14 protein-coding genes are annotated in these 16,876 nt (G+C 37.4%); 12 read left to right on the top strand and 2 right to left on the bottom strand.

Going from position 1 to position 16,876, the window contains the following annotated elements:
- Positions 1-52: 52 nt before the first annotated feature.
- Positions 53-982 carry a hypothetical protein gene (locus BUE84_RS11310; RefSeq protein WP_079241722.1) on the top strand — a complete coding sequence of 310 codons (930 nt, stop codon included), beginning with the start codon at positions 53-55 and terminating at the stop codon, positions 980-982.
- A 17-nt stretch (positions 983-999) separates the two neighbouring features.
- Positions 1,000-1,983 (top strand): hypothetical protein, encoded by a 984-nt coding sequence (locus BUE84_RS11315; RefSeq protein ID WP_079241723.1) that lies wholly within the window; start codon positions 1,000-1,002, stop codon positions 1,981-1,983.
- A gap of 62 nt (positions 1,984-2,045) precedes the next feature.
- On the opposite strand, the gene BUE84_RS11320 is transcribed toward BUE84_RS11315, so the two are convergent.
- Positions 2,046-4,217, bottom strand: coding sequence for a S9 family peptidase (locus BUE84_RS11320; RefSeq protein WP_099049842.1), 2,172 nt, complete (start codon positions 4,215-4,217; stop codon positions 2,046-2,048).
- Positions 4,218-4,231: 14 nt separating this feature from the next.
- Positions 4,232-5,626: an aminopeptidase P family protein gene (locus tag BUE84_RS11325; protein WP_079241724.1), complete on the bottom strand. Its 1,395-nt coding sequence runs from the start codon at positions 5,624-5,626 to the stop codon at positions 4,232-4,234.
- A gap of 187 nt (positions 5,627-5,813) precedes the next feature.
- On the opposite strand from BUE84_RS11325, the gene BUE84_RS11330 reads away from it, so the two are divergent.
- From BUE84_RS11330 to cysD, 10 genes are all read left to right on the top strand, one after another.
- Positions 5,814-6,698 (top strand): AraC family transcriptional regulator, encoded by an 885-nt coding sequence (locus tag BUE84_RS11330; protein WP_238594408.1) that lies wholly within the window; start codon positions 5,814-5,816, stop codon positions 6,696-6,698.
- 93 nt (positions 6,699-6,791) lie between these two features.
- Positions 6,792-7,715: a dihydrodipicolinate synthase family protein gene (locus BUE84_RS11335; RefSeq protein WP_079241725.1), complete on the top strand. Its 924-nt coding sequence runs from the start codon at positions 6,792-6,794 to the stop codon at positions 7,713-7,715.
- Entirely contained in the window at positions 7,712-9,202 is a 1,491-nt protein-coding gene (locus BUE84_RS11340; RefSeq protein WP_079241726.1) for an aldehyde dehydrogenase (NADP(+)), read from the top strand. The genes BUE84_RS11335 and BUE84_RS11340 overlap by 4 nt, the downstream gene beginning before the upstream one ends.
- Positions 9,199-10,197 (top strand): 4-hydroxyproline epimerase, encoded by a 999-nt coding sequence (locus BUE84_RS11345; protein ID WP_079241727.1) that lies wholly within the window; start codon positions 9,199-9,201, stop codon positions 10,195-10,197. Before BUE84_RS11340 ends, BUE84_RS11345 begins: the two co-directional genes overlap by 4 nt.
- A 9-nt stretch (positions 10,198-10,206) precedes the next feature.
- Positions 10,207-11,472 (top strand): NAD(P)/FAD-dependent oxidoreductase, encoded by a 1,266-nt coding sequence (locus BUE84_RS11350; protein ID WP_079241728.1) that lies wholly within the window; start codon positions 10,207-10,209, stop codon positions 11,470-11,472.
- An 84-nt stretch (positions 11,473-11,556) separates the two neighbouring features.
- A complete protein-coding gene (locus BUE84_RS11355; RefSeq protein ID WP_079241729.1) occupies positions 11,557-13,704 on the top strand; it encodes a M43 family zinc metalloprotease in 2,148 nt (715 codons plus the stop codon).
- A 191-nt stretch (positions 13,705-13,895) separates the two neighbouring features.
- A complete protein-coding gene (locus tag BUE84_RS11360) occupies positions 13,896-14,390 on the top strand; it encodes a GNAT family N-acetyltransferase (protein ID WP_079241730.1) in 495 nt (164 codons plus the stop codon).
- Between the two features lie 257 nt (positions 14,391-14,647).
- Entirely contained in the window at positions 14,648-15,064 is a 417-nt protein-coding gene (locus BUE84_RS11365; protein WP_079241731.1) for an RrF2 family transcriptional regulator, read from the top strand.
- Positions 15,065-15,147: 83 nt separating this feature from the next.
- Complete coding sequence (locus tag BUE84_RS11370) at positions 15,148-15,861, top strand: phosphoadenylyl-sulfate reductase (protein WP_079241732.1); 714 nt, start codon at positions 15,148-15,150, stop codon at positions 15,859-15,861.
- Between the two features lie 12 nt (positions 15,862-15,873).
- Positions 15,874-16,782, top strand: coding sequence for a sulfate adenylyltransferase subunit CysD (gene cysD / locus BUE84_RS11375; RefSeq protein ID WP_079241733.1), 909 nt, complete (start codon positions 15,874-15,876; stop codon positions 16,780-16,782).
- The last annotated feature ends 94 nt before the right edge of the window (positions 16,783-16,876 follow it).

The following is a 16,876-nucleotide window of genomic DNA, read 5'->3' on the forward strand; positions in this document are numbered from 1 at the left end:
TTATTTGATATATTTTGATTTTTAATGCAGATTTGTCACCAAATAACACAGGATGAAAAAAATATTATTACAGGCTTTTGTGCTTACTTTTGCATTAAGCCATTCCCAAGTAGGCATTAATCAGTCATCACCGTCTGCTGCACTGGATATCGTCTCAAAAGGCAATACCAATACTACAAAGGCATTGGAAATAAACAACTCCACAGGAACGGAAATGGTGACAGTTCTTGATAATGGGAATGTGGGAATAAACGCACCTATCCCAACTGCGAAGCTGCATACCAAAGGAAGTATCCGTTACGAAAACCTTCCCCAATTAGCAGGCAGTGTAACACCTATTGCAATAGATGCTAATGGATATGTAGGTACCTATGTACCTGCTGTACTTTATTCTTACATTACTATCGACAACTCTCAGACAACTTCTCCATTTTCTCTTTACAATAATAGTATTTTCTACAGTTTGCCTTTCCAGGCTACCGGTATTGCCAGTAATTCACTAAATGTAACATTGGGCACTGATGCATCTGCAACGCTTAACAGAACCTCCGGAGGAAGTAATCCGGCAACCAATGTAATTTACATTACCATTCCTGATCCTGGCGTATATAAACTAAATTTAAAGTATTCTATTAATTGTACTGGTGCTATATCGGGAAGCAATGGAGGAAACAATTTTATAGGTGCAGTCAGCAGTATTTATCTGGCAGCTACAGGAAGTACTACTTATAATGAACAGGCCAGTATACGCAGCAATATATTTCCTCTACGTGACAGTGCAGGTAGTTTAAGTAGCCCAGGGCAATATGATTATCCCTCACAAAATAGTATGTTTTCTATTATAGCTACTACAACAGCCAATCAGAAACTTGCTCTATTTACTAACTGGGGAACAGGTGATCAGTTCAACACAAATGCATGCTCTCTTTCAGAGGCTGCTGGTTTGGAAAAAAAAGCAACATTTATTATTTCTAAGTTATAACTGCAAATAAAAAGGTAATGAACAAAATATTCTTTATACCATTTACATTTGTTTCCTTCTTTTTATTTGCTCAAAGCAGCAATATAGGATTCAATACAGCGACGCCTACTGCCACTCTTGATGTTGTATCTAAAAGTAATACTAGTGGGACGAAAGCTTTGGAAATTAATAATTCTGCTTCTTCAGAACTTATGAAAGTCATCAATACAGGAAAGGTGGGAATTAATATAGGAACTTCCACACCCACAGCCTTATTACATGTAAACTCTGCCGGAGTACTTAATATAAGGCATGAAAATTTACTTGGACTTTCATCACCGGCTTATACTCCTCCCTTCAATAAATTAGGAGTGGATGCCTCTGGAAATAGTGTAGTAATGCCAGTCACTGTTAAATATTTGTATTATCAGCAACTTTCCAACTATCCTGCCACCTATTCATTTACTACCAACACAGGCGGATTTTCGCTATATGACCCCAATCAATATATCAATATTCCTATTAATAATGATGCCGGCTTAAAGGGCAATAGCGCAGGATTTACCTTTGGTACAGATGCTTCGGCAACAGTGAATGGGCAGTCGGTAAGTAATGTTAAATATATTGTAATTCCTGAGCCTGGTGTATATTCTTTTGAAACCTGGGGATCAATTCGTTGCAACAGATATAATAACACTCAAAATTATAGTTTCTCCGGACAGATCAATATAAATACCGTTTTTGCCACAGCATCCGGCAGTACTTATACTTCTAATACTACTTCAGGAGGAATTATTAACGCAAACAGGGATGATTTTGGAAATACAACAACTGTATCTTATGCATTTTCAAATGCTCAGATCTTAACACATACATTACAAACAACAGTACCTAATCAAAAAGTAGCACTTTTCTTTCAATATATAGGCGGAGAACCTAATCAGTTAACTCACAATGAATGTTTACTCAATATACCAACTGGTGGTGACACAAGTTATTATATCATCATTACTAAATCGTAGTTTAAGATACCAATTTCTCTTTAAATACAAAAACCTGCAATAATGCAGGTTTTTGTATATTTTTATTTTGCTCCCGGGGGGCAGTGTTCTTTTAAATATTTTGTAAACATAGTTGTCAGATGCAGCGATGTTCCTTCTCCTTCATTAATAGCGTGGCTACGGTTAGGATAAGACATCAGCTGAAACTGTTTGTTGTATTTTACCAGTTCATTGATGTATACTTCTGTATTCTGATAATGTACATTATCATCACCCGTTCCATGAACCAACAGAAGGTTTCCTTTTAAGTTTTTAGCATAAGCTAATGGTGAACCCTTAACAAAATCTTCTCTGTTTTCCTGTGGAAGCCCCATATAACGTTCCTGATAGATATTGTCATAGAATAACTGATTAGCAACCGGTGCAATGGCAATTCCTGTTTGATAAATATCAGGATACTGTCCTAAAAGATTCAGGGTAGAAGAACCTCCACCGCTCCAGCCCCATACGGCAACTCTTGAAGTATCGATATAAGGCCATTTTGCAAATAAAGCTTTCGCTCCCATAGCCTGATCACGGATATTCATCTGACCTATTTTACGATAGACAGATTTTCTCCATTCGCTTCCTCTAGGAGAAGGTGTGCCACGATTTTCAATAGAAACATATAAATAACCATCTTCAGCCATATTTCCGGCATATAACCAATTCCAGCCGGTATAAAAATCATCTGTAACTGTTTGCAGAGCAGGCTCTCCATATACGTAGAAAACGATAGGATATTTTTTATTAGGATCGAAATTTTTAGGCTTTACTACCCATCCATCTAATGTAATACCGTCCTGTGTAGTAATCTGGAAAAATTCAGCTTTAGATTTTGCAGGATCTGCTTTTACAGACCTGTTGGCAGCAACTAATTCTTTATGTTCCGGAAGTGATATCACTGCATCTGCGGAAAATGCATTGATACTGTTATTCGTAAACAGGGCAATTTTTCCATTGGGTGATATTGTATAAGTATTAGAACCCGTATAGGATTCAGGGGTTACTTTTTGGGCTTTTCCTCCTTTCATACTTACCTTGTACAGGTATTTCTGAGTGGCATTATTGGGGGAAGCTAAAAAGTAAATCTGATTGTTCTTAACATCAAAGAATTCCGGTTTTATGACATCGTAAGCATCTTTTGTAATTAATGTTTCCTTACCATTCATATCTATTTTATAAATATGTCTCCATCCGTCCTTCTCAGAAAGCCATAAAAATTCTTTTCCATTATCAATCCAGTCCCAACCCTTTGGATCGTTGTCATTCCATCGGGATTTTATATCAATCCATGCCGCATCGGTTTCTGTATGAATCGTCTTACTGCGTGCGGAGTTGGCATCTGCTACGATAATTTTACTTTGATTCTGCTTTCTGTTCAGTTGCTGCAGAATAATGGATTTAGAATCCAGCACCCATTCCATTCTTGGGATATAGTTTTGCATTTCATCCCCTGCAATATCAGCTTTCTTTGAAGATTTGGAGGCCAGATCATAAAACCAGATACTGCATCCGGAAGGATTTTCTCCCACCTTTGGATATTCTACGGGAACGGTAAAAGAATACAGACTATCCGTATTATTGATCATCAGGAAGTTTTTCGTATCACGTGCATCCAGCTTCCAGTAAGCAATTTTACTTCCATCCGGAGACCATCTGAATCCATCCTGAGTTCCGAACTCCTCTTCATATACCCAGTCAAAAGTTCCGTTGATTATTCCGTCTGTACCATCTGTGGTGATTTTAGTCTGCTGATTACTGGAAAGATCTTCAACATAAATATTATGCTTAGACACATAAGCGACTTTTTTGCCATCCGGAGAATACTTTGCAAACATCAGTGAGGAAGTGGGTAACCCTTTTCCCAATTGGGTAAGCTTTTTAGTATTTTTGTCGTAAATCCAGTAATCTCCACGGGTATTATCTCTCCATACTTTCTTTGTATTGGCAAAAAGTAATAAACTTTTATCATCAGGAGATACCTGAAAACTCTGTACCTGTAAGGCTTCAGAACTTCCTGTAGGAACCAGTTCGCTACTATTTAAAAGAAGCTGATCTTTCCCGGGATGCAGTATGTCAACAATTTCAACCCCTTTTTTAGTAAATGAATAATACGCATTACCATCAGGAGTCCATTGAGTTTTCTGTGCTGCCAATGGGGACAAACACAGGAAATACAATGCAATAGATGTTATTTTTTTTATGTTCCTCATAAATATGATTTAAATTAAGCTAAATGTTCAGCTCTGTAATTTTCAATTTCTTCAACCGTTTTGATAAGTCCATTGCCTAAAAGTCTGTAAGCATTATCTGTTATCAGGAAATCATCTTCCACACGAATTCCTCCGAAATCCCGGTATTCATTTACTTTATCATAATTAATAAAGTCTGCGTTTTTGTTTTCGGACTGCCACATATCAATCAGATCCGGAATCATGTAAATACCGGGCTCAACCGTTACAACAAAACCAGACTCCAATGCTTTCCCTAAACGTAAAGATTTCAATCCGAATGTTTTGGTATCTTTTGGTTCGTCTTCAGTATAGCCAATATATTGCTCTCCAAGGTCTTCCATATCATGTACATCAAGTCCCATCATATGCCCAAGCCCACACTGAAAGAATAGTGTATGAGCATGATTCTTTACCGCATCTTCAGGATTTCCTTTCATCAATCCGAGATCGATAAGCCCTTCTACCAGATGTTGTGCTGCTTTCAGGTGAATATCTTTAAATCGTACTCCCGGTTTCAGAAGCTGTTGGGCATTGTTGAAAGCATTCAGAACAACTTCATACATTTCCTTTTGTTGGGTTGTAAAAGTTTTGCCTGCAGGAAAGGTTCTCGTAAGATCCCCTGCATATCCCATCGCTGTTTCTGCTCCGGAATCATTGAGGAAAAGATCTCCCTCTTTTAAGGTATTGAGGCGGTAATGATTATGCAGAATCCCTCCGTTGATCGTCACAATAGGTGGATAAGACATCTGACACTCTTTGTTGGCCGCAAGATACTGGATTGCGTTGGCAATTTCATATTCTTTCATTCCCGGCTTTGCTGCACGCATTGCCAGTAAATGCATTTCATTGGATACATTCACAGCCTGTTCGATCTGTACAATTTCCTGAGGTTCTTTGATGGAGCGCTGTTTTACAATAGCTTTAATCATTTCCACAGATGGTTGCAATTCAGCAATTTTAATCCCAAGAAGATCTCCCAGTACAATTTTATTGGAAGACTGATAGGGAGGAAGATAATGTACTTTTCTTCCTGAAGCTTTTGCTTTTACAATATATTGAGAAAGCTCTGCATAAGGTAAAGTTTCCTGTACTCCGGACTTCAGGCTTTTTCCTTTCAAGGTTTCCTGCCTGCCCATCCACACAATATCATCAATACTTAGTTCATCTCCGAAAACAATGGTCTTATTTTCATCAATATCAATAATGGCTGCAATTCGGGGTTCCTGAATTCCAAAATAATATAAATAAGTACTATCCTGGCGGAAATAATAAGGATTGTGTTCAAAGTTTACAGGATTCTCTATATTTCCCAGAAATAATAAGATTCCGTTAGACACATTTCTTTGTAATACTGACCTTCTGTCCTGATAAGTTTGTGCTGAAAACATATATTATGAATACTTTTTATTTTAAAAGTTTAAAGTTACGATTTTGTACTATTTATAGTACTTTATTCATTAAAAATAAGAATATGTAAAATTTGGATTTTAATATGATATTTAATGTTCATATTTTGCTTAACTTCAGCAATATTTTAACATTGTTAATCTAATAACCCAGTAAAGCATTCATATTATGATGAAGAGCCTCCAGTTTTCTGTTCCCGCCGATACCAACAAAAGTATTCGCATTCAGGAAGATATAATGCCTAATTTCTATCCTTATTTCCATCGTCATACAGAAACGCAAATCATGTGGATTCTTAAAGGACATGGCACACTGGCCATAGAACAGAATCTCTTTAATTTTGAAGCGGGCGATATTTTCTATCTCGGAGCTAATCAATCCCATGTTTTCAGGGGCAATTTTGAGAAAAATGAAAAACAGAAGGTTCATGCCATCTCTATTTTCTTTGATCCTCATAAAAAGATTGCTGCATTTTTCGACTTACCTGAATTTGAGGAACTAAAAAATTTCATCAATCATTCCGAAGTAGGTTTCCAGGTGGCAGCCAAGCTTAAAAAAAGTATCGCAGAAGATATTGCTGCCCTGCAAAAAACTAAAGGAGTAGATCAGATTATCGATTTTATCAGGATTTTAAATCATCTTATGCAAAACAGGCATTTGCATATTCCGTTATCTTCAGAAAAGAATTTACCTAATCCTATTTCTGATACTGATCAAAGAATTATAGATGCGCAGACTTTTATCAAGAAAAATTTTACACAAAGTAAACTGACTCTGGATCTTATTGCCAAAGAAGCCTGTATGACACCTCAGGCTTTTTGCCGGTCTTTTAAAAAACGTACCCGCATTACGTATATTGAATACCTCAATGAACTTCGTGTACAAAGGGCCTGCAGACTATTAACTGCCAGTAATATGTACAGTATTTCATCTGTTGCATTTAATAGTGGATTCAATAGCCTTACCAATTTTAACAGGGTGTTCAAATCCATTATGAAATATTCTCCTAAAGAATACCTGAAGCATTATAAAGAGGCTACCATAGAGCAATAAAAAAACAACATGTTAAAATACGGTTAGAACCTATTAAAATATTAACATTTACCGTTTTGAAATTCTGCTAGTTTTGGATAAATATTATTTGATATGAGTACAAAACTAAACTGGGAAGGTATTTATCCCGCTGTATTAACTCCTTTTACAAAAGAAGGTGGGATAGACTTTGAAATGTTTGCTATCAATACAGAAGCCCAGATTAAAGCAGGAGTTCACGGAATTATCCTTGCAGGAACATTAGGAGAAGCCAGTGCTTTGGAAACAGAAGAAAAATTTGAACTGCTGAAATACGCAAAAAAAATAACGCAGGGAAGAATTCCTGTCATTCTCAATCTTTCTGAAAATACTACCAAAAATGCAGTCAACTTTGCCCAAAAAGCAAAAGAATTAGGGGCAGACGGTCTCATGTTGCTTCCACCTATGCGTTACAAAGCAGACAACCATGAAGTTGTTGAGTATTTCAAAGCAGTGGCTTCTGCGACAGATCTTCCTATTCTTATTTATAACAATCCCATAGATTATGGAATATATGTTTCCCTTGAAATGTTCGAGGAGCTTATTGAATATCCGACCATTCAGGCTGTTAAAGAATCAACAAGAGATCTCGCGAATGTAACCAGAATGATCAACCGTTTTGGAAAAAGGATCAAAATTCTTGGTGGGGTAGATACAATTTGTCTGGAAACCCTGATGCTTGGAGCAGACGGTCTTGTGGCAGGTCTTGTAGATGCGTTTCCTAATGAAACCATGGCGATGTACAATCATGTGAAAGCAAATGAGTATGATAAAGCTGTAGCGATCTACAGATGGTTTATGCCATTGTTGGAACTGGATATTCACCCTAAACTTATCCAATATATTAAACTGGCTGCAACAGCAGAAGGAATAAGCAATCCATATGTAAGAGCTCCACGTCTAGAACTTTATGGAAAAGAAGCTGAAAAAATTCAAAAAATTATTGAAGAGGGCAGAGCTAATCGTCCCGAATTATTAATTCCAGAACAACAAATATGATGGAAGAAACACCCACACAAAATATTGATAAAAGAATCCAGATGGCTGTTGAAGCTTTTCAATTCCTGAAGAATACAACCATCAATGAGCGGGCAGAATTTATGAATGCTGTTGCGGATCAGATTGAAGTATTAGGAGTAGAGCTTCTGGAAGTTACTCATGCCGAAACTTCTTTGCCATTAGCCAGACTTATTGGTGAAAAAGCCAGAACAACAGGACAATGGAGAAGCTATGCAAAAGCGGTTGCTGCCGGCATATATACAGAAGCCAGACTCGATCTTGCGCAGCCTGAAAAACAAAAAGGAGATCTCAGAAAATACAATGTAGGCATTGGGCCTGTTGTCATTTTTGGAGCCAGTAATTTTCCTTTTGCATTTTCTACTGCGGGAGGAGATACTGCCAGTGCTATTGGTGCAGGCTGTCCTGTCATTATAAAAGCACATCCTGCACATCCTAAGACTTCACAAATCATGGCTGATGCTATCACTACTGTTGTTAAAGCATTTGGATGGCCTGAAGGAGTTTTTAGCCATATTACCGGAACCTCTTATGAAATCGGGGCTTATTTAACTCAGCATAAAGACATCAAAGCAGTTGCATTTACCGGTTCTTTCCATGGGGGAAAAGCTCTGTTTGATATTGCTAACAGCCGTGAAAATCCTATTCCTGTATTTGCAGAAATGGGAAGTATCAATCCTGTATTTGCCTTTCAAAACTTGCTTGAAACAAAGGCAGAAACTCTGGCCAAAGAATATATTGCTTCTTTAACGTTAGGAGTTGGACAATTTTGTACCAATCCGGGAGTGTTTATTTCTTTGAAAGGGAAACCACTTGACCGTTTTATCACTGTATTAAAAGAGGAAACTCAGTATGTTACTCCTGTCAATATGCTCCACAAAGGAATATTGGAAAGTTTTGAAAAAAACAGGAGTAGCGCAATAGAACAGCCTGATGTTGAAATAATAATGTCAGCAAACACAGCAACAGAAGATTCTAAGGTAAGCGCTTCAATTATAAAAACAAATGCCCAAACATTCCTGAATAATCCTGTATTAAGTGAAGAAGTTTTTGGTCCGTTTGGTGTTGTTGTAGCTTGTGAAACAAAGGAAGAACTCGTGAAAATTGCTCAAGAATTAAAAGGGCAGTTAACAATTACTGTAGCCGCTACCCATGAAGATGTGCGTAATAATGATACACTGATTAATATTCTGAAAGATAAATGCGGAAGACTATTATTCAATGGAATGCCCACAGGAGTAGAAGTTGTGTATGCTATGCAGCATGGTGGCCCTTTTCCTGCCACTACTGATTCCCGTTTTACCTCTGTAGGGCCGGATGCTGTAAAGCGTTTCGTTCGTCCAATTTCTTTTCAGAACTGGCCGGATGAATTTCTACCCGAAGAGCTTAAAAATGACAATCCGTTACAAATAAGCAGAATGGTGGATGGGGTAATGAATTCAGAATCTTTAAAATTACAGACAATATGAACAGAACATTTTTTTGTATAGATTCACACACCTGTGGATGTCCTGTACGTCTTGTTGCAGGAGGAACTCCTATTTTAAAAGGAAATTCCATGATGGAACGCAGGCTTCACTTCATGAAAGAATATGACTGGATAAGAAAAGGACTGATGTTTGAACCCCGTGGTCATGATATGATGAGCGGAAGTATGCTGTATCCTCCTGTAGATGAAAATAATGATATCGGAGTTTTATATATTGAAACCAGCGGATGTCTTCCCATGTGCGGACACGGAACAATCGGAACGGTTACCATAGCTATTGAAGAAGGGCTTGTTGTTCCTAAAATTCCGGGAAAATTACGTCTTGAAACACCTGCAGGACTCATTCTCATCGATTATATACAGGAAGGGAAAAAAGTAAAGTCTGTAAAGCTGACAAATGTAAAATCTTTTCTATACGCTGAAAATCTGGAAGTTGAATGTCCGGATCTTGGATTAATAAGTGCTGATGTAGCTTATGGCGGAAACTTTTATGCCATTATCGATCCTCAGGAAAATTTCAGAGATATTTCTGATTTTACGGCCAGCCAGCTCATTCATTATGGAAAGATTATCCGAAAATTACTCAATGAAAAATATGAATTCTTCCATCCTGAAATTGAACATATTAGCGGATTAAGTCATATTCAATGGACGGGCAATCCTACAGATTCTAAAGCGAGTGGAAGAAATGCAGTGTTAGTAGGAGAAAATGCTCTGGATCGTTCTCCATGCGGAACAGGAACTTCTGCAAGAATGGCTCAATGGTATGCTAAAGGAAAATTAAAAGAAGGGGAAGAATTCATTCATGAAAGCTATATCGGTTCTCAGTTTATAGGGAGAATTGAAGGAACCACTACTGTTGATGGAAGGCCAGCCATTATCCCGTCAGTAGAAGGCTGGGCCAGAATTACCGGCTATAATCATATTATTATTGATGACGAAGATCCTTATTGGCAAGGATTTCAGGTGATGTAAACAAACAAGATGACACAGAATAAAGGAAAAGCACTGATTATCGGTGCAGGAATAGCAGGATTAAGCTCAGCGTATTACCTTTTACAGAAAGGATGGCAGGTAGAAATTCTGGAACAGAATGACCTTACCAACAACTGCTCCTATGGAAATGCAGGAATGATTGTACCCAGTCATTTTACTCCATTGGCAGCACCGGGTGTCGTCGCTCAGGGAATACGCTGGATGTTTGACAGTAAAAGTCCGTTTTATGTAAGGCCATCACTCAATTCCAGACTGGTTTCCTGGGGATTGAAGTTTTTGAAACATTCCAACCAGAAACATGTTGATTACTCTGCATCTGCAATCCGGGATCTTAATCTTGCAAGCAGCAAATTGTATGATGAAATTGCCCAAAAAGACGGATTTGATTTTGAACTGAATCAAAATGGTATTCTAATGCTCTATAAAACAGAGAAAGTTGCAGAAGAGGAAACAGAACTGGCTTACAAAGCCATCAATATGGGATTACCCGTTGATATTCTGGATCAATCAGAAATTCAGGAGCTGGAGCCCAATGTCCGGCTGGATGTAATCGGTGGGGTCAATTATAAATGTGACGGCCACATGAATCCCATGAAGCTGATGAAGCAAATGATCTCTTATCTTAAAAATAATGGTGTCGTTTTTCATACACATCATCAAGTAACGGGCTTTAAAACTTTTGGAAACACTATTAAAACGCTCATTGCCAATGGAAAGGAATTTACTGCAGATCAATTTATTATGACAGGAGGTTCATTCCTACCTGAGCTTGCTCAAAAAGCAGGTATTAAAATACAATTAATGCCTGGAAAAGGGTATTCGTTGATGCACCAACCGGAAAATCCTCTCAATACATTAGAGCATGCAGCATTATTACTTGAAGCTAGAGTAGCAGTCACTCCTATGAATGGACTGATCCGTTTCGGCGGAACTATGGAGCTGGCTTCCCATCAGGATAAAATTAATATGAAAAGGGTAGAAGGAATCATCCAATCCATCCCCAAATATTTACCCGATTTCAAGGTTGAAACCCCAAAAGAATCTGAAATTTGGTTCGGATACAGACCTTGTGCTCCGGATGGACTTCCGTATTTAGGACAGTCTTCCCAAATGAAGAATCTGATTATTGCAGGCGGCGGCGGAATGATGGGACTAAGCTTAGGACCCATTTTTGGAAAAACAGTTTCAGAACTTGCCAATGACCAAAAGCCAACGGTTGAGATAAAGATATTCAACCCTGAAAGATTTAATTAAAAACATCACATAACACACAAAAAAAATTATGCCTAAAACCATTTAATTATTCAAATAATTTATTAACAACCAAATCCAAAAATCATGAAAAAATTTAAATTACTACTACTTGTTTCCCTATTTCCAATAATAGGTTTTGCTCAAGAAAACAGACCTCATGAGTGTAAAGCAGATGAAATGATGAAAAAACATTTTGAACTGCATCCTGAATCTAAGGCTGAATATGAAAATTTTGAAAAATTCACCAAAGATTTTGTAAAAAAAATGGAATCAAACAAAACTCCATTGAATAAAAAGGTGAATTCTCCCACCTATATCATCCCTGTGGTTTTTCATGTGTATGGAGAATCTCAGAGTAATGTAAAAGTAAATTACCAAAAAGTAGTTGACTTGCTGCAACAAATCAACTTAAATTTCAATGGAATCAACACTGATTCAAACACTGTAGATCCTGACTTCCAATCTATCAGAGGAGCGTTAAGCATTGAATTTCGATTAGCTAAAATTGATCCAACCGGAAAAGCAACAAGTGGAGTGGTATTTCATCCTTTCAAAGGTGGATATGGCAACGGTGGCGGATATGATGCACAAGTTGGCACAGATGCCTGGGATAATTCAAAGTATATGAATGTGTATATCCAAAATGACCTATATGCTAATAAGGATTTATATCAATCAGGAGTGGCGTGGTATCCGGATTCATACATGACTTCAGTAAATACAGCCAGAGTTGTTTATAATGGACGTTATATATTTAATGCTGCAGGAACAGTGGCTTCAAACGAGTTTTCTGATACATTCACTCACGAATTTGGACATTGGCTAAATCTTCAGCACACGTTCAATGTTCTGTGTTCAACTGCCAACCCTGGTAATGATGGTGACGGAGTGGCTGACACCCCTGTAGAAAATATGTCTTCCGGACTAGGATGTACAGTGGGCAATAATTGTCTAGGACAAAAAGTGAACGTAGAAAACTATATGGGATACAACGGTTCTTCCGGTTGTTATAAAATGTTTACTAATGGGCAGGTTAACAGGATGATAGCTGCATTAAACCATGCTACAAGAATAAATTTATGGCAGCCTGCCAACTTAGCTGCAACCGGAGTTGCTAATACTCCACCAAGGCTAACCCTTAGCAACAGTACATTTACAGAGAACTTAGACAATAACGGAGCTGTATCATTAGATGGAACAGTAGCCTCTGCTCCTACATCAACAATTACATTAAATTCAGCAACATTTGCCGTACCAAATGGAACAACTCTTACTGCAGGAACACATTTCACTTCTTCATTACCCGCAGGATTAACAGCAGCTATAGTAGTTACAAGCCCTACTACTGCTACACTTACCATAAATGGTGCGGCAACCAGTCACCCTAAAAGCCAGGTTCTCAATTCATCAATTACATTCCTTAATCCAGCTATAACAGGAGGTACAACTTCACTAGGATCAACAACAGCTTTAGCATTAACTTTTTCTTATAAAGATCCTTATAAAATAGTTACAGGGACTCCTCTGGAAAGCTATGCCAATCCAACACCAACAACAGTAACAACCAACTCCGGAGCACCTTGGAAATATTTTATCATTAACCCGGAACTTAGTGATGATGCAGGATATGGCGCCTGGTATTATGCTGCAAATCAATTAAAACTGGAAACCTATTGGAAAGGATTAGTATGTGAAACAGGAACAAGAAATATCAGTTTAATTCCAGCCTGCACCACCATAACTAATGCAAATAATATAGGTTATCCTACTTATACTCCCGGACAACTGGATGTCTACACTCCTACATACACTACCTGGTCTGGCAAAACAGCTTATGTTGGTTTTAGAAACCAATTCGATGGCTACAACATTAACGGTTATTTCAAACTGATTGCTGGGGCCAATGGTTCAGGTTATTCTGTAACTGAATTTGGATATAATACACAACCATATGGCAGTATTACAACGCCTTGTGCATTACCATTATCCATTGCAGACATTGATACAACAAACTCAGAAACATCCATCTATCCAAATCCGGCTTCTGATGTATTGAATATTAAAACAAAAGGAAAAATTAAATCAATTTCTGTTTACGATATGTTTGGAAGAAAAATGAATGCTAAAATTATTGGTGATAAGGTGGATGTTAAACACTTCCTAAGCGGAACTTATTTAATTGATATTGAAACCACTTTAGGAAAATCTTCCCAAAAATTCATTAAAAAATAGAATCAAACTCAAAGCAGTTACAGACTGGTTTAAAACATTTTAAATAACAAAACACTTTTCTCAGAAATATGAATAATAGTTTAGTATTCATATGCAGTTAATTGGGCTTCATGGTAAGCCCAATTTTTTATCCTATTTATGAGCAGTTCTCCATTTATTTATGTAATTTTATTCTTTGATAAAAATATTCAGTGCATTATAAAAACGACACCATCACCATCCGCGAATTTACTCCCGAAGAATTCCCTTTATTTTCTGGTCTTTTTGAAAATGAAAATGTTACCCGGTATCTGCCTTACAAAACTCCGGAAGAGTATAAAGAAATGTTTGATAAGGCATTATCTGATTACACAGAAGGAAGCTTCAGCAGATGGGGAATATTTAATACCCAAAATCAGGATTTTGTAGGAATGTGCCTCGCAAGAGTCTTCCTTGACAATCCGGAACAACTGGAAATCGGCTATACCTTAGGAGAAGAGTATTGGGGTAAAGGACTTGGAACTGAGGTTTGTAAAGCTCTTATTGATTATTGTTCTTCACTGAATCATCAGAAAGATATTGTGGCTGTAACCGATCTTGATAATATAGGATCTCAAAAAGTACTTTTAAAAAGTGGCTTCAGCAGAATTGAAAATCTGGTACGAGAGGATAGAGAACTGGCTTACTTTATATTGCAGAAAGGGTAAACTTATTGAGTATCTTTTTCCCACAGATTTCACAGATTTACCCAGATGCTTGTGCATATTTTTAGACTAAAATAATCTCAGGCAATAAAAAATATTTGATTTTTTTAAGCTTAATAGAACTTCCCGAGAGTTTATTTCTTACTTAAAATCAACTTAAGTGTTTTTAAAATCTTTTGTGACTTTTGTGGTTGAATACAAAGTCTTCAACCCTAAAAACATTTCATTTATACAATAATTTATCATAACTTGCAGGAATTATGATGTCGAAACGTTGCAAATATGCGCTTAAAGCAATGGTCAGATTAGCAAGGAATTATAACCAGGGCTTTCTGCCAACCTCCGTTATTGCACAAGACGAAAACATCCCCAAGAAATTTCTGGAACAAATTCTTCTCGAACTTAAAAGAGCCAAACTGGTCAACAGTAAACAAGGCAAAGTAGGAGGGTATTACTTACTGAAATCACCCGACGATGTCTCATTAGCAGACATTTACCGTATTTTCGATGGTCCCATTGCGCTTACACCATGTGTTTCTTTAAACTTTTACGAAGCATGTGACGACTGTGTAGATGAAGCAGTCTGCTATCTGAGAAAAGAATTAATGATCGTTCGTGAAAAGACCAGAACAAGCATGATGGAAGCCACTCTTACTAAGTTTATTACCAAGGGATAAAATTTTTTTTATTTAAATTCTACTATTTTGATAGGAGTTATAGAATTTTATATATATTTGCAAGACTTAAATCTCAATTCAAAATGAATAACAGTCTGGAAAATGAATTCGAAAAACTTGTGAAAGAGGCTAATGAAGCATCTTTTCAAACCAATGTATTGCAAATACTGACTGAAAGATTCCCGGGTAAAGTGATCTTTTCAACCAGTTTCAGTTACGAGGATCAGGTCATCACTCATCTGATTAAAGATTTAAATATTGAAATATTTACCCTGGATACGGGAAGACTTTTTGAACAGACTTATGAAACCTGGACTTCCACCAAGGCTTTCTTTAAAAAGAAGATCAAAGCCTATTATCCGGATACGGGAGAACTCAGAGAATTTGTCACAGAAAATGGCCCTGATTCATTCTATCAATCTGTAGAGAAAAGGAAAGCATGCTGTACCATCCGAAAAGTTCACCCACTAAGAAAAGCACTAGAAGGCTATGAAGTATGGATCACCGGTCTGAGAGCGGAACATTCTCCCAACAGGCAAAATATGCCCCAATTAGAATGGGATCCGGATAATAAGATCATAAAATTTCATCCTATCCTTCACTGGACGACAGAACAGGTGACATCCTATGTAAAAGATCATCACTTACCCTACAATCACCTTCATAAAAAAGGATTTGTAAGCATAGGATGTGAGCCTTGTACCAGAGCGGTCAAAGAAGGAGAAGATTTCAGAGCAGGCCGTTGGTGGTGGGAAGATGCCAACAAAAAAGAATGCGGTCTGCATATTCATCAATAAAAAAAGAAAAAAATGTCAATACATCAGTTAAACTATTTAGATCAGTTAGAAGCTGAATCTATTTATATATTAAGAGAAGTAGCGGGTCAGTTTGAACGTCCTGCCTTATTATTCAGTGGAGGCAAAGACAGTATTGTGCTGGCTCATCTGGCGAGAAAAGCTTTCTTCCATGGGAAAATCCCGTTTACATTTGTTCATGTAGACACCGGACACAACTTTCAGGAGGTATTGGATTTCCGTGATCAGCTGGTAAAAGAATTAGATGTTAATCTGGTCGTGAGGAAAGTGGAAGATACCATAAAAAGTAAAAAATTAACTGAGGCTAAAGGTAAATTCCCAAGCAGAAACTGGCTGCAAACCTATACACTTCTTGATACGATTGAAGAATTTGAATTCGATGCCTGTATCGGAGGAGCCAGAAGAGATGAGGAAAAAGCCCGCGCCAAGGAAAGAATATTTTCCGTCCGTGATGAATTCGGACAGTGGGATCCTAAACTGCAACGTCCTGAACTTTGGAATATTTTTAACGGAAAAATCCACAAAGGAGAAAATGTAAGGGTTTTCCCTATAAGCAACTGGACAGAACTTGACATCTGGAATTATATCCGAAGAGAAAAAATTGCACTCCCTTCCATCTATTTCTCGCATGAAAGAGAAGTGGTAGACTTTAACGGTCAATGGCTTGCCAATTCTTCACATGTTGTATTAGAACCGGAAGATATCATCACCACAAAAAAAATACGTTACCGAACTGTAGGCGATATGACCTGCACTGCTGCTGTAGAATCCAATGCTGTAACCATTGATGCGGTAATCGATGAAATTGTAGCCACAAGAATTTCAGAACGCGGAGAAACCAGAATTGACGACAGAGTAACAGAAGCCGCCATGGAAGACAGAAAAAAAGGAGGCTATTTCTAGATAAGCAATCAGCAATGAGTAATAAGTAATAGAATAGACAGCTTTTACTTCTTAACCACAGAATATTACTCATTACCAATTACTCATTATTTAT

The organism is Chryseobacterium indologenes (assembly GCF_002025665.1).
GTDB classification, from domain to species: Bacteria; Bacteroidota; Bacteroidia; order Flavobacteriales; family Weeksellaceae; genus Chryseobacterium; species Chryseobacterium metallicongregator.

Excerpts from the sequence above, each read along its gene's own strand:
- BUE84_RS11310 (WP_079241722.1), top strand. The coding sequence starts at position 53 with ATGAAAAAAATATTATTACAGGCTTTTGTGCTTACTTTTGCATTAAGC.
- BUE84_RS11315 (WP_079241723.1), top strand. The coding sequence starts at position 1,000 with ATGAACAAAATATTCTTTATACCATTTACATTTGTTTCCTTCTTTTTA.
- BUE84_RS11320 (WP_099049842.1), bottom strand. The coding sequence starts at position 4,217 with ATGAGGAACATAAAAAAAATAACATCTATTGCATTGTATTTCCTGTGT.
- BUE84_RS11325 (WP_079241724.1), bottom strand. The coding sequence starts at position 5,626 with ATGTTTTCAGCACAAACTTATCAGGACAGAAGGTCAGTATTACAAAGA.
- BUE84_RS11330 (WP_238594408.1), top strand. The coding sequence starts at position 5,814 with ATGATGAAGAGCCTCCAGTTTTCTGTTCCCGCCGATACCAACAAAAGT.
- BUE84_RS11335 (WP_079241725.1), top strand. The coding sequence starts at position 6,792 with ATGAGTACAAAACTAAACTGGGAAGGTATTTATCCCGCTGTATTAACT.
- BUE84_RS11340 (WP_079241726.1), top strand. The coding sequence starts at position 7,712 with ATGATGGAAGAAACACCCACACAAAATATTGATAAAAGAATCCAGATG.
- BUE84_RS11345 (WP_079241727.1), top strand. The coding sequence starts at position 9,199 with ATGAACAGAACATTTTTTTGTATAGATTCACACACCTGTGGATGTCCT.
- BUE84_RS11350 (WP_079241728.1), top strand. The coding sequence starts at position 10,207 with ATGACACAGAATAAAGGAAAAGCACTGATTATCGGTGCAGGAATAGCA.
- BUE84_RS11355 (WP_079241729.1), top strand. The coding sequence starts at position 11,557 with ATGAAAAAATTTAAATTACTACTACTTGTTTCCCTATTTCCAATAATA.
- BUE84_RS11365 (WP_079241731.1), top strand. The coding sequence starts at position 14,648 with ATGATGTCGAAACGTTGCAAATATGCGCTTAAAGCAATGGTCAGATTA.
- BUE84_RS11370 (WP_079241732.1), top strand. The coding sequence starts at position 15,148 with ATGAATAACAGTCTGGAAAATGAATTCGAAAAACTTGTGAAAGAGGCT.
- cysD (WP_079241733.1), top strand. The coding sequence starts at position 15,874 with ATGTCAATACATCAGTTAAACTATTTAGATCAGTTAGAAGCTGAATCT.